Origin of the sequence: Xenorhabdus aichiensis (genome assembly GCF_028598775.1) — a bacterium.
Classification (GTDB): domain Bacteria; phylum Pseudomonadota; class Gammaproteobacteria; order Enterobacterales; family Enterobacteriaceae; genus Xenorhabdus; species Xenorhabdus bovienii.
The window spans coordinates 1-14,572 of the sequence record NZ_JAQRFO010000006.1; the positions used below are offsets into that span (position 1 = coordinate 1).

11 protein-coding genes are annotated in these 14,572 nt (G+C 45.7%); 4 read left to right on the forward strand and 7 right to left on the reverse strand.

What is annotated here, in order from left to right; all coding sequences use genetic code 11:
• Window positions 1-951 precede the first annotated feature (951 nt).
• From PSI22_RS04355 to PSI22_RS04370, 4 genes are all read left to right on the forward strand, one after another.
• Window positions 952-3,939 carry an inverse autotransporter beta domain-containing protein gene (locus PSI22_RS04355; protein ID WP_273578744.1) on the forward strand — a complete coding sequence of 996 codons (2,988 nt, stop codon included), beginning with the start codon at window positions 952-954 and terminating at the stop codon, window positions 3,937-3,939.
• A 175-nt stretch (window positions 3,940-4,114) separates the two neighbouring features.
• A complete protein-coding gene (locus PSI22_RS04360; RefSeq protein ID WP_273578745.1) occupies window positions 4,115-5,812 on the forward strand; it encodes a sensor histidine kinase in 1,698 nt (565 codons plus the stop codon).
• Window positions 5,813-5,814: 2 nt separating this feature from the next.
• Complete coding sequence (gene btsR / locus PSI22_RS04365; protein ID WP_273578746.1) at window positions 5,815-6,534, forward strand: two-component system response regulator BtsR; 720 nt, start codon at window positions 5,815-5,817, stop codon at window positions 6,532-6,534.
• Window positions 6,535-6,614: 80 nt separating this feature from the next.
• Complete coding sequence (locus PSI22_RS04370) at window positions 6,615-6,995, forward strand: hypothetical protein (protein ID WP_273578747.1); 381 nt, start codon at window positions 6,615-6,617, stop codon at window positions 6,993-6,995.
• A gap of 116 nt (window positions 6,996-7,111) precedes the next feature.
• Here the strand turns inward: PSI22_RS04370 and PSI22_RS04375 are convergent, their stop codons facing one another.
• The 7 genes from PSI22_RS04375 to rbfA all read right to left on the reverse strand — a co-directional run bounded on the left by PSI22_RS04375 (window position 7,112) and on the right by rbfA (window position 14,524).
• Window positions 7,112-9,112, reverse strand: a complete 2,001-nt coding sequence (locus PSI22_RS04375; protein WP_273578748.1) for a DEAD/DEAH family ATP-dependent RNA helicase — start codon at window positions 9,110-9,112, stop codon at window positions 7,112-7,114.
• On the reverse strand, window positions 9,102-9,182 hold the full coding sequence (locus PSI22_RS21680; RefSeq protein WP_489981664.1) for a hypothetical protein: 81 nt from the start codon (window positions 9,180-9,182) through the stop codon (window positions 9,102-9,104). Before PSI22_RS21680 ends, PSI22_RS04375 begins: the two co-directional genes overlap by 11 nt.
• A gap of 100 nt (window positions 9,183-9,282) precedes the next feature.
• Complete coding sequence (gene nlpI / locus PSI22_RS04380) at window positions 9,283-10,167, reverse strand: lipoprotein NlpI (protein WP_273578749.1); 885 nt, start codon at window positions 10,165-10,167, stop codon at window positions 9,283-9,285.
• A gap of 129 nt (window positions 10,168-10,296) precedes the next feature.
• Window positions 10,297-12,441 (reverse strand): polyribonucleotide nucleotidyltransferase, encoded by a 2,145-nt coding sequence (gene pnp / locus PSI22_RS04385; RefSeq protein WP_273578750.1) that lies wholly within the window; start codon window positions 12,439-12,441, stop codon window positions 10,297-10,299.
• Window positions 12,442-12,690: 249 nt separating this feature from the next.
• A complete protein-coding gene (gene rpsO / locus PSI22_RS04390; protein ID WP_012986980.1) occupies window positions 12,691-12,960 on the reverse strand; it encodes a 30S ribosomal protein S15 in 270 nt (89 codons plus the stop codon).
• Between the two features lie 206 nt (window positions 12,961-13,166).
• Window positions 13,167-14,114, reverse strand: a complete 948-nt coding sequence (gene truB, locus PSI22_RS04395; protein ID WP_273578751.1) for a tRNA pseudouridine(55) synthase TruB — start codon at window positions 14,112-14,114, stop codon at window positions 13,167-13,169.
• A complete protein-coding gene (gene rbfA / locus PSI22_RS04400; RefSeq protein ID WP_273578752.1) occupies window positions 14,114-14,524 on the reverse strand; it encodes a 30S ribosome-binding factor RbfA in 411 nt (136 codons plus the stop codon). The genes truB and rbfA overlap by 1 nt, the downstream gene beginning before the upstream one ends.
• Between the last annotated feature and the right edge of the window lie 48 nt (window positions 14,525-14,572).

Here is a 14,572-nt window from a genome sequence, read left to right on the forward strand (position 1 = left end):
TTTAATACAGAAAAAACACGATTCCATTCGTCTTGTGTGATGTATTTTCTCATGACTATCTCCAATAAAACGAACCCAGCACTACTTTAATTTAATACATTCTGCTCAAGCAGAATGTCGGCACAACAAAAATATTTTTATGTTTTCCGTTTTATGGCAATAAACTTCCCTCTGATCAATGAGCATCAGTAAATAATGGTTTGGAGATCATTTTTTGATCTATTATGTCAAACTTTTTAGCTTTAGTAATTATATGACCTGTGTGAAATTTTGCAGAATATAAATAAAATCTCAATCACAAAAAGCACAATAAATAATTGTAAAGAGTGATGAACAGTGTAGCCATGCTTACATAATAAATTATCAATGTTATTTTTTGTCTATTTTTTGATCTCAAAAATAACGCAATGCTCATTATTTGATCGCGAGAGATAAAAAAAATAATTTTACCTATGCGCCAAATAGAACAACTCATAGACAAAATTGGGCTACTTGTCATTGGTAAATGAAAATAAAAACGAAAATTAGTAGCAATTAATAACACTGATTTAATTGATCATATTTGTTTATATTTAAAGTTGTTTTTATTTTATCCTATCCAAGATACCGATCCAATTGAGCAATTAATATATAACTATATGTTTTTATTTAATTAATTTAAATAACCCATTTCTTTATTATCAAAATATACTCTTGATAAAGCCTCAAATCCTGCTTATTGATTTCCATTATATTTAATATGTTTGCTAATGAAAGTTATATTGATCAAAAAATGATTTTATGTTGGAATAAAAATCTACATATAAGACATATATCAGCCAAATAACCTAATCATTAACTAATTAATAGATTTTGTTAACTGCCTTATGATGTATCAAGTCAGCTAATGTCGTGTGGTTATCATTCTATTCCGTCATTACCTGATGTTTTTTTATTGTTATAGGTATAGCTATGCACAGAAAATTCGATAAGTCGTGGCCGCAGAATCAGCATCCCCTGCTGAAACGAATGGCTTGGGTGAACATTATCGTCCAACTTGCGTTTCCAGTAGCAGGTGCATTTACCCCCATTATCGCCACAGCCAAAACGCATACGACTTCTCACGATCAACAATTGACGGCGCTACCAACAAAGCCTTATATCCTGAAATCCGGGGAAACAATCGATATAGTAGCTAAACGTTATAGCTTAACCGTCGATGATCTTAAAAAAATCAATCAATTGCGTACCTTTAGCAAACCCTTTTCAACATTGGGTATCGGTGATGAAATTGATATACCCCGACCTCGCCTCAATAAGTTTCTACCTTTTAATTATTCTCCGTTAGACGAATCTGATAGCAAAGATGGGACAAATAGCCGTCTATCTAATGCCGCTATTCGCGTTGGCGATGTGCTGAAAAGTAACAACATCAGCAATAGCGCAAAAATCCAGTTGAACGGTTTCGCAGTCAGTGAAGTCAATCAGCAGATTCAGAATTGGCTGGGACACTACGGCACCGCACGGGTACAGGCCAATATAAGTGATCGTGGCCGATTAGATGGCAGTCAGCTTGATATGCTACTCCCTCTGTATGATACAAAGAACCAACTGACGTTCACCCAATTCGGCCTGCGTCGGCTGGATAAACGCAATACGGTCAATCTCGGTGTTGGGCAACGCCGTTTCTTTGACAGCGGCATGCTGGGATATAACGCCTTTTTTGACCATGACTTTACCGGAGAGAATACCCGATTGGGGCTTGGGGCTGAGTATGCCCGAGATTATTTGAAACTGGGTGCTAATGGTTACTTCCGCTTAAGCAATTGGAAAGAATCCTCCCTTCTGACCGACTATGATGAGCGCCCGGCTAATGGCTTTGACCTGCGGGTTCAGGGCTATGTACCTGCTTTGCCACAACTCGGCGGCAAGTTGATGTATGAACATTACTTCGGGGATGAAGTTGGGTTAATCAATCAAAATCATCGCCAGAAAGATCCTTCTGCCTTTACCGTAGGAATTAATTATACGCCGATCCCATTGCTGACTTTCGGCATTGATCGAAAGCAGAGTACTTCCGGTGGTGGCGAAACCCAGTTCAATATGGAGTTGAACTATGAAATAGGGACACCGTGGGAGAAACAAATTGATCCCGATGCCACGGATTTCAAGCGCACCCTGCAAGGCAGTCGCTATGATCTGGTCGATCGCAATAACCAGATTGTGCTGGAATACCGCAAGCGTGAAATTATCCGCCTCACAATGGACAGCCTGATTACCGGACATGCTGGTGATATCAAGCCACTTCACCTTACCGTGGACAGTAAATATGGTTTGAAAAATATTCAGTGGGAAGCCGTAAACCTGTTTGCCGATGGGGGTGAGATCGAGCGCCAAGGCGGCTCTCACTATCTGCTGACTCTGCCGGAATACCACCATCAGGGCAACAATACTTATATTCTCAGTGCCGTGGCCTATGATGAGCACGGCAATGCTTCTCAGCGGGTAGAAACTCAAGTACAGGTGCTGCCAGCCGCAGTACGTGACAATAAGTCCACTTTCACAGCAAAAGATAATGAACTACTGGCTGATGACCGTGCCACCACCATGCTGAAATTAACCTTAGAGGATAAAAATGGTAAGCCAATCCGTGATGTTGCCGGCGATATCAAATGGGTTACTAATCAGTTGAGTGGAGAAGGCAGCGATCCGACGATCGGAAAAATAAAAGAAACTCAATCAGGTGTCTATGAAGCCATACTCACGGCCGGCAAAAAAATAGGGATACTGAAAATTACGCCTGAAGTGGATGGAGTTCATATCAAGCCATTAAAAATCACATTTGTGCATCCTGACGCACCGTTTGTCAAAAATCTAACTATTGTTGGTAAATTGGAAATCGGGCAAAAATTGAGTGCAACTTATACCTTTAACCCCAATGGTGGCGAAAAAGTGGATAAATCCCGCTATGTATGGGGTGACAAAGGTAATATCGATATTACCAACGGTCATACGATCGTCGAATCAGGCAAGCTCCCTAACTATGCATTGGAACTGTCAGATGCAGGCCGGGTAAAAGCCGTTGCAGTGCAGGCACAAAATGGCCTTGGACTCATCGGGAATACTATGATTGTTAATACCAGCATGAGCCAAGAGAGTGGCAACCGTACTCACGGCGGCAGTGAAGGCGGAAAAGTCAGAGGGATTGCGGATGATATCGCTGCCACAGTGAATACTGATAATACTAAAAAAAGCAACGCAATCACTTTGACCGTAAAGACATTCAAACACGGGCAACCCGTCAGAAATGTGGCCGTTGAGGTGCAAGCGACCCAAGCAATAAACCGCCAGAATAAACCTCAGACGATTACCTTGCTGATAGGCGGCAAACCTGCTCTCTATCAAGGCGTGACAGATGAGCAGGGCGTGCTGTCTATTCCTGTCACCGATCCAAACGGGAACGGTGTAAAAACCTCTCTTAAGATAACAGCATATGGTTCTGCAAAACCTAAAACTCAGGATCTCATCTTTACCGTTCCGACCAGCCCCGATACCCCTCTGGCAAACTTTTGGGGACATATGTCCGAATCAGTAGTGGGTGCCAATGGCGCTGTCTTTATGCGCCCCCAGTTGCAAGTTGAACTGAAAGGAAATATGAAAGGGATGGCCACATTTTTTGAAAGCGGTGAAATATGGCCACGTCGGGTTTACGGAGGAGCTAAATGGTACTGCGGAAAAATACATGCCCATTTGCCAACACAAGAGGATTTGCAGAGCCTGTATCGTGCATATTCGGCAAATGAAATGCACGATCTGCACGGCTGGCCACAACACCGCTCCTATCGTTCTTCAACGCCAGCAGAGGGTAACAAAGTGCATATTGCCGTGAATATAGACAATGGAATAGCACATCCCATCGAGGACAACATTGTCAGCGACTATGTCATTTGCCGCCAGTAAAACAATGAATATTTGACATACAAATCCGCCTCTCAAAGGGGCGGATCACCCTCTATCTTCTCAACAGAATGACTTTCTCTTCCCAATGTCCTATTGACGGGCTTAAATTCAACCTTTGATAATGGCGCTCAAAATTTATTTATAAAAATTAATCACGCAATGAAAATAGAAAAATATGCATGAATTTAATCTTGTTTTGTTACTACTTCAGCAAATGTGTGTCTATTTGGTTATCGCCTGGCTGCTGAGTAAAACGCCTCTGTTTATCCCCCTGCTGCAAGTTTCCGTTCGCTTGCCACATAAGCTGATGTGTTATGTCATTTTCTCCATTTTTTGCATTATGGGGACGTATTTTGGATTGAGTGTCAATGATTCCATTGCCAATACCCGCGCCATCGGTGCTGTACTGGGTGGATTTCTCGGCGGGCCGGCGGTCGGTGCTATGGTAGGATTCACTGGGGGATTGCACCGCTATTCCCTCGGTGGAATGACCGCATTTAGTTGTATGGTGTCCACTATTGTAGAAGGCATACTTGGCGGCCTTGTGCACAGTTATCTGCTGAAGCGAGGGCAAATCAATAAACTGCTGAATCCGTGGACTGCCGCCATCGTCACCTTCCTGGCTGAATGTATCCAGATGGGCATTATCCTGCTGCTTGCCAATCCGTTCAGTGATGCTCTTAAGTTGGTGAAAAATATCGCCGCTCCTATGATCATTGCCAATAGCATCGGAGCGGCCATGTTCATTCGGATACTGCTCGACAGGCGCGCCATCTTTGAAAAATATACCAGCGCCTTCTCTGCCCAAGCCTTGAAAATCGCCGTCTGTACAGAAGGGATACTGCGTAAAGGGTTCAATGAGGATAACAGTATGCGCGTAGCAAAGGTTATTTATCGGGAGTTAGAGATCGGGGCGGTTGCAATCACCGACAGGGAAAAATTACTGGCGTTTATCGGTATCGGCTCCGATCACCATTTGTCTGGCACTCACATTGTTTCCAAGCAATCACATCGTGCGATAGAAAATAATGAAGTCGTGTATGCCGATGGTAATGAAACGCCCTATTGCTGCTCTCTCAGCCCAATCTGTAAACTCGGCTCGGTTTTGGTGATCCCTTTACGGGGAGAAAATCAACAGGTGATTGGCACCATCAAACTTTATGAAGCCAAGAATCGCCTATTCAGTTCAATCAATCGTACATTAGGTGAGGGCATCGCCAGCCTGCTTTCTGCCCAAATTCTTGCCGGACAATACGAACGGAACAAGCAATCTTTGCTGCAATCAGAAGTAAAGCTACTTCACGCGCAAGTAAATCCTCACTTTTTATTTAATGCCTTAAATACGTTACAGGCGGTGATCCGGCGGGATAGCCAACAGGCCGGGCAGCTTGTGCAATATCTTTCAACATTTTTCCGCAAGAATCTGAAACGACCAGAGGAAATTGCCACGCTGGAAAATGAGATAGAGCATGTGAATGCTTACTTACAAATAGAGAAAGCCCGTTTCCGTGAGCGTCTCCAAATTGCCATAGCAATACCTGAATCCCTGCGCAGCGCAAAATTGCCCGCTTTTTCCCTGCAACCCATGGTAGAAAACGCCATTAAACATGGCACTTCACAGTTACTGGATACAGGCCGAATTACGATCCGAGCCCATCAGGAAGCTAATTTATTACTGGTTGAGATTGAAGATAATGCAGGACTTTATTGTCTAAAAAAAATGGGAGATGGACTTGGAATGAGTCTGGTAGATAAACGTCTTCAGCTTCGCTATGGTAAGCGCTATGGTGTGCGTGTTGATTGCCAACCAGAAAAATTTACCCGTGTCATTTTATGTTTACCATTGGAAAAAGAAGCTGACAAAGCGGTGTAAGTATGAATGTATTGATTGTTGATGATGAGCCACTGGCTCGTGAGAATCTGCGTTGCCTGCTAGAAGAGGAAACGGATATTCAAATCATCGGTGAGTGTGCCAACGCAGTGGAAGCGATTGGTACTATCCATCGCCTGAAACCGGATGTGGTTTTCCTTGATATTCAGATGCCCCGCATTACTGGGCTTGAAATGGTGGGGCTGCTTGATCCTGAGCATCGCCCCTATATCGTTTTTCTCACTGCCTTTGATGAATATGCAGTGCAAGCCTTTGAAGAACACGCATTTGATTATTTGCTGAAACCGCTGGAAAAGGAGCGTCTGAGCAAGACGTTACAGCGGCTGCGCTCAGGCTATCAGAAGCAAAATCTGGCAGATCTGCAACAGGAAGATGAGCCGCTTAAATATATTCCCTGTACAGGGCACAGCCGGATATGGCTGATGCAGCTGGATGAGGTGCTGTATGTCACCTCACGCCTGAGTGGGGTTTATGTGATGAGCGCCAATGAACAGGAAGGTTTTACCGAGTTAACCCTGCGCACGCTAGAAACCCGGACTTCTTTGACCCGCTGCCATCGTCAATATCTGGTCAATATGACTCATTTGCGGGAAATCATTTTTGGAGAGAATGGACAGGCAGAACTGGTGTTACGAAATAATGAGCGTATTCCAGTCAGCCGCCGGTATTTAAAACCACTAAAAGAAGTTCTGGGGTTAAATTAATCATTTTTCCGGGCATATTTCCGGGCATATTTCCGGGCATAATGTCTTCACCATTAAAAAAATTAAACAAAGGATAAGCTTTGGCTGATTTCTATCTCAAAATTAAAACAAACCAAATGATCCTGAAAAACCTCAATAATCAGCGAGAACTGACCATTGAAGGCAATTTCAGCTCTTCCCGTTTACTGGTCGGCGACTTTTATAATGCGGAATTACAATTGCGCTCATTGCTCAATCAGCATGGTTTTATGAAAGGGATTAATAAATTTTTCGGGCGAAAACATCGGGTACTTATCCACCCGCTGGATCAAAGCGAAGGGGGACTCTGTTCCGTAGAAGAACGAGTGCTGTTAGAAATGACTCATGCTAGTTTCAGGCTCAGAGCGAAGAAAGTCGTTATCCATCAAAGTGAACACTTACTTTCAGATATCGAGGCCAAGAATATGCTGAACATAGGCTGATGAGTATTGATGAAATTTAAATGTTAATGTTACTTCAATATTAAAAAGCCCCTTCTCTATTAGGAAAAGGGGCTTTATCTTCAAGGCATTATTTCAATGCACTGTGTCTTATAAGCTTATGCGTTGCCGCTGTTTTGACGACGACGTGGTGCGCTATTGCTCTCATCACCACTACGACCACGGGAATTAGTAGCGCGATCGCCACGGCGTTCAGTGCTAAAACGACGGCCACCATTACCAAAACCCTCACGATCACGACGTGGAGCATTTCCACCGTTGCTACCGTTACCGCCAGTGCTACCGTTGCTAGCGTTGCTACCGTTACCAGTACGACCACTACCACCGCCACGACGTTCGCGACGTTCAAACGGTTGTGCATCACCCATCAACTGCATATTCAGTGGCTTGTTCAGGATGCGGGTACGTGTGAAGTGAGACAATAAATCCCCCGGCATTCCTTTTGGCAGCTCAATGGTGGAGTGAGTAGCAAACAGCTTGATGTTACCGATATAACGGCTGCTGATATCACCTTCGTTGGCGATTGCACCAACAATGTGACGCACTTCAACACCATCATCACGACCCACTTCAATGCGGTACAGTTCCATGTCTCCCACGTCACGGCGTTCACGGCGCGGACGATCACTTTTGTCACCACGGTCAGCTCTGTCGCCTCTGTCACCACGATCGCCTCTATCACCGCGATCGCCTCTGTCATTTCTTTCACGACTACTGAAACCATCACGGCGACGGTCATCACGATCATTGAATTCACGACGAGGACGACGAACTGGGTCTGGTGGCAGAATCAGTGGGCGCTCACCCTGTGCCATTTTCAGCAGTGACGCTGCCAGCGTTTCTATATCCAGCTCATCGTTAGTGCTCAGTTTAGACAACAGTGCACGATACTGATCCAGATCGCTGCTTTCCAGTTGCTGCTGAACCTTAGCCGCAAATTTCTCCAGACGACGCTGGCTCAGAAGTTCTGCATTCGGCAGTTCAACTTCCGGGATGGTCAGTTTCATGGTACGTTCAACGTTACGCAGCAGACGACGCTCGCGGTTTTCAACAAACAGCAGAGCACGGCCAGCACGACCAGCACGACCAGTACGGCCGATTCGGTGTACATATGATTCCGCATCCATTGGGATATCGTAGTTCACAACCAGACTGATGCGCTCAACATCCAGACCACGAGCCGCTACATCTGTCGCAATCAGGATATCCAAACGGCCATCTTTCAAACGTTCCAGTGTCTGCTCACGCAGCGCCTGATTCATGTCACCATTCAATGCCGCAGAGTTATAACCATGACGTTCCAGGGTTTCTGCTACTTCCAGCGTTGCATTTTTGGTACGCACGAAAATAATCGTAGCGTCAAAATCTTCTGTTTCAAGGAAACGTATCAGTGCTTCGTTTTTACGCACGCCATGTACAGACCAGTAGCTCTGGCTGATATCTGGACGAGTAGTCACACTGCTCTGAATACGAACTTCCTGTGGATCATTCATGAAACGACGAGTAATACGACGAATCGCTTCAGGCATAGTTGCTGAGAACAAGGCAGTCTGGTGCTCAGCAGGGATCTGGCTCATGATGTTCTCAACATCTTCGATAAAGCCCATGCGCAGCATTTCGTCGGCTTCATCCAGTACCAGACCTTTCAGGTTGGACAGATCCAAAGTACCACGCTTCAGGTGATCCAGCAGACGACCCGGCGTGCCTACCACAACCTGTGGCCCTTGACGCAGTGCACGCAATTGCACGTCATAACGCTGTCCACCGTAGAGTGCAACAACGTTTACACTGCGCATTTGCTTGGAAAATTCTGAAAATGCTTCGGCAACCTGTACCGCCAGCTCACGGGTTGGCGCTAACACAAGGATCTGTGGGGCTTTAAGCTCAGCATCAATGTTGTGCAGCAAAGGCAAGCTAAATGCTGCAGTTTTACCACTACCGGTCTGTGCCATACCCAGCACATCACGACCGTTTAACAGGTGAGGAATACATTGTTGTTGGATAGGAGAAGGCTTCTCATAGCCCATGTCTCCCAGTGCAGCAAGAATAGGTGCTGATAAACCTAAATCAGCAAAAGAGATTTCAGTCTCAGTGGTCATGTAATGGTGCCTCATTAATCGTGGCGGCCAGTCTACATAACACAGTGAAAAGAATTTCTGTCATTTTCATTTAAAATGTGAACTGGCTCAAATTATGTTATTAAACGAACAAACAAGCCCCCACCTATCAAGATGTGGACTTTAAAATCTGTCATGAAAATGTTCGTCAGCTATTGTTGGTTCGATTCCGATAGGTCATCTTGTCTCTGGCCTAGAAGCGCTAATTCCAACAATGCATAGCGGTGCTCAACAAAATTATGGACATTGTTAGCTACCGTCAGCTTGAATAACGCAACCGCGTTATCCTCATCCCCCAGACTTAGGTAATGCTTACCTAAATAGAAGTCAGTTTCACTGAGATGCTCAGCGAGCGAAGTGTTATCTGATGAATTCTCCTTCAGGCGATCCATCAGTGTTTTCTCACTGATTTTGCCTAAATAGAACTCAACAATATTCCAGCCCCATAGCCCCCGGTTCGCTTTGTCAAAATGGCGTGACAAATTGGTCATTGCAACCTTGGGATCGATTTTATCTTCCACAAGGTACAACCACAACGAACGGAAGGGATCATTTGGATCGTCTTGATAAAACGCCTGCAGATCATCCTGCGCTAAACGATAGCGGCCACCATAATACAGTGTAATGCCGCGATTCATTCGCGCGTAGTTGTAAGTTGGATCAAGCTCTAAAACAGAATCAAACGCTTCATAGGCAGCATCAAAATTGCCTGCCTGCGTAAAATAAATCCCTAAGTAATTGAAAATTTCAGGAATATCAGGACGGATAGACAAAGCCACTGAAAAATCATTCTGCGCCAGTGCCCTCAGCCCGAGGCTATCATACAGCACACCTCTCTCATATAAAAGCTGTGCATACTCATCTTCCGTAAGCGAGCGACTGGCAAGTATTTGTTCCATACGAGCCAGAATAACCTCTTGTTGCAATGTCGGTTGTAATGGAATAGCAATCATTTCATCTTTACGCCATCCAGTGCTGCTACATCCCACAAGGAGAAAGATAACCGCAACATAACACCAGCGCAGAAAAGAATTCATTTCCTACTCCCGAAGTCAGACATTAATCAGAATGCCCTGTTACTCCACCCACATTGTATATTTCAGGCGTCCTGCCCAAAATTGACTAAACGGCGCCCTTTTTACAGGACGCCGTTCTTTACGTCAAATTTATTCTACTGATGATTCCGGTGATTGTAGTGCTTCATCGGTAGTGGTATTGGTCACAGCTTCTTTCATGCTCAGACGAATACGGCCCTGACGGTCGATTTCCAGTACCTTGACAGGCACTTCCTGAGCGAGTTGCAGATAGTCTGTCACTTTCTCAACACGCTTGTCTGCGATCTGAGAAATATGTACCAGACCTTCTTTGCCACCACCAATAGCAACGAACGCACCGAAGTCAACAATACGGGTCACTTTACCATTATAAATGCGGCCAACTTCAACTTCAGCAGTAATCTCTTCGATACGTCTGATAGCGTGATGGGCCTTATCACTGTCAGTGGCTGCAATCTTCACAGTACCATCATCTTCGATTTCGATGGTTGTGCCAGTTTCTTCTGTCAGCGCACGGATCACTGAACCGCCTTTACCAATCACATCTTTGATTTTGTCTGGATTGATCTTAATGGTGTGGATGCGTGGCGCAAATTCAGAGATATCATTGCGTGGGCTTTGGATAGCCTGTTCCATCACGCCAAGAATGTGCAGACGAGCACCTTTAGCTTGATTCAGAGCAACCTGCATGATTTCGCTGGTGATACCTTCAATTTTGATATCCATCTGCAATGCGCTGATACCATCACGGCTACCCGCGACTTTAAAGTCCATGTCACCCAGATGATCTTCGTCACCCAGAATATCAGACAGAACAACAAAGTTATCCCCTTCTTTCACCAGACCCATAGCGATACCAGCAACCGCAGCCTTAATGGGTACACCAGCATCCATCAGTGCCAGTGAAGCACCACAGACAGAAGCCATAGAAGAAGAACCGTTAGATTCGGTAATTTCAGAAACTACGCGAATAGTATATGGGAATTCGTTGGCGGTTGGCATTACAGCCAGAACACCACGTTTCGCCAGACGACCGTGACCAATTTCACGACGTTTTGGTGAGCCGACCATACCCGTTTCACCAACAGAGTACGGAGGGAAGTTGTAATGGAACAGGAAGCGATCGGCACGCTCGCCCATCAGTTCATCAATAACTTGGGCATCACGCTCAGTCCCCAGTGTCGCTGCAACCAACGCCTGAGTCTCCCCACGGGTGAACAGGGATGAACCGTGAGTACGTGGCAGTACACCAGTACGAACGTCCAGCGCGCGAACCATGTCTTTTTCACGGCCGTCAATGCGAGGCTCACCACGCAGGACACGGCCACGAACGACGTTTTTCTCCAGAACAGACAGCACGTCAAGAACTTCTGATGCTTCCAGTTCAACACCTTTTTCTGCCGCTTCTGCAACGATAATCGCAGAAACTTCTTCTTTGATGGTATTAACCTGAGCGTAACGTTCCTGTTTTTCGGTAATACGGTAAGCATCACCCAGACGGCTTTCTGCCAGTTCAGCAACGCGATCATGCAGTGGCTGGTTGATAGATTCTGGTGCCCAGTCCCACTTCTCTTTACCCGCTTCAGCAACTAATGCATTGATGTGATCAATCACAATCTGCTGCTGTTCGTGACCAAAGACAACGGCACCCAGCATCTGCTCTTCAGTCAACAGTTCCGCTTCAGATTCGACCATCAGTACCGCGCCTGCTGTACCCGCAACCACTAAATCTAAACGGCTGTTTTTCAGTTCATCACTGGTTGGGTTCAACACGTATTGATCGTTGATGTAACCGACGCGTGCAGCACCAATTGGGCCATTGAATGGAATGCCTGACAGTGCCAGTGCAGCGGATGCACCAATCATGGCAACGATATCAGGGTTCACCAGTGGATTAACAGAAACAACTGTCGCGATGATTTGAACTTCGTTCAGAAAACCTTCTGGGAACAGTGGACGCAGAGGACGGTCAATCAAACGGGCAACAAGGGTTTCGCCTTCACCTGGACGGCCTTCACGACGGAAGAAACTTCCTGGAATACGACCAGCAGCGTAAGTACGCTCCTGATAGTTAACGGTCAGTGGGAAGAAATCCTGACCTGCTTTCATTTTTTTCTGGCCAACAACGGTAACAAATACCGCAGTGTCATCCATATTTACCATAACGGCTGCTGTCGCCTGACGAGCCATCATGCCGGTTTCAATGGTCACGGTATGCTGACCATACTGGAATTTACGAACAATCGGATTCAGCAAAATCATATTCCTTGGTTAGTGTTGCCGACTCTAAATATCAGCAACAATAGACATTCTCTTTTTGCTACACCCTCACGACTAATGACAACACTTAATTCCCTTAAGCACTCTCATTAGCCGCGCGAGTCCCTGTAGCGGAAGAGGTTAAAATTTCAGAAACAGAACTTAAGTTTTTAACGTTCCGCTTCCCGCTTCGCTTCCTAGAAGAAAAGGGGCCCTATTAGGCCCCTTTTCACTGAAACTCATCAATTAGCGACGCAGTCCCAGACGCTCGATCAGTGCAGTGTAACGTGCAAGATCTTTACGCTTCAGGTAGTTCAGTAGCTTACGACGCTGTGCAACCATGCGCAGCAGACCACGACGGCTGTGGTGATCTTTTTTGTGCTCTGAAAAGTGGCCTTGCAGGTGGTTGATTTGAGCGGTCAGCAGGGCAACCTGAACTTCGCTAGAACCACTGTCGTTAGTGCCACGGCCAAACTCAGCAACGATTTGCGCTTTTGCTTCAGTACTTAGAGACATAGTATAACTCCAAATATAAATTAAAAATCATGAGTGCCAATCTCTAATTCAGCAACTCATATATAGACGCGCTATTCTACGCTGCAAATAGGGGAAGCGCAAGACAGCCCAGTGATCACCATTTCCATGCTCCAGTACAATTTGTCTGTTTCTTATCTGTGCCAAATTGCCTGTTTTAAACCACACACAATTTATGCGATTGGTTTTTATAGTTGTTCTGTTTCTACCACCAGACGACGCGGAGCTACCAGACCATCATCATCAATCACTGCGATGCCGATGAATTTGTTTTCATCCCCTTCAGTGACTCGCACCCATTCACCGGATGTTAAACTGTGTTTACTGCGAACTGGCTGCCCCTGCTTAAAATAAGCAGCAACGACTGATGCCAACTGAATAACTGGAAAATGTGCGACCGCTGTATCCATTGGCAATAACAATGGATCGAGCAATTCTCCCGCATCAATCTCTTGCTCTTCAGCCTGTTTTTTTAATTCATGCAACTGTTCCAGTGTCACCATTCTATGAGTGGGATAATTGGCAACCTGCAAACGGCGCAGATAAATCACATGCGCACCACAGCCCAATAGCTCGCCTAAATCATCAATGATAGTACGGATATACGTTCCCTTGGAACAGTGTATTTCCAGCTCTAGCTCATCACCTTCCCAGCGAATGAACTGCAATTCGTAAACGGTAATCGGACGCGCTTCCCGCTCAATTTCAATTCCCTGACGGGCATATTCATACAGCGGTTTTCCCTGATGTTTCAGCGCAGAATACATGGAAGGAATCTGCATAGTATCACCACGGAATGTATCCAATGCGGCTGCAAGCTGGGGCTCGGTGATCTGCACTTCACGTTCACAAATGATTTTTCCATGTGAATCCGAAGTGTCTGTGCGCTGTCCCAAACGGGCAATTACCCGATAACGTTTGTCAGAATCCAGCAGGAACTGGGAAAATTTGGTCGCTTCACCAAGGCAAATTGGCAGCATTCCGGTAGCCAGTGGATCTAGCGCGCCCGTATGGCCCGCTTTGCTGGCATTGAAGATCCGCCTTACTTTCTGTAACGCATCATTAGAGGAAATATCCTGCGGCTTATCCAGCAGCAATACGCCGTGTATCGCACGGCCCCTACGACGACGCCCCATCACTTTTCCTCGTTGTGATCCGCAGAAACACGACGCTGCTCATCGTTTCTCACGACTTTAGTGACAAGGTTCGACATGCGCATTCCGTCTACTAGAGAGCTGTCGTAAGAGAACGTGAGTTCGGGGATAACACGCAGACGCATGGCTTTGCCCAGCAAGGAACGAATAAAACCAGAAGCTTCATTCAAGGCCTTAATGCCCCCGTTGACCATCTCCGAATCTTGCCCTTCGACCAGCACATTCAGAAAAGTTACAAATACTTTGGCATAAGCCAGATCACGGGAAACCTCAACACCAGAGACTGTTGCCATACCGATACGGGGATCTTTAACTTCGCGCTGTAAAATGATGGCAATTTCTTTTTGCATTTCCTGTGCAACGCGCTGAGTTCGACTGAATTCTCTTGCCATTGTTTTATCTCCTGACATTTTGGGGGGCATAAAGCCCCCCAAGAATGG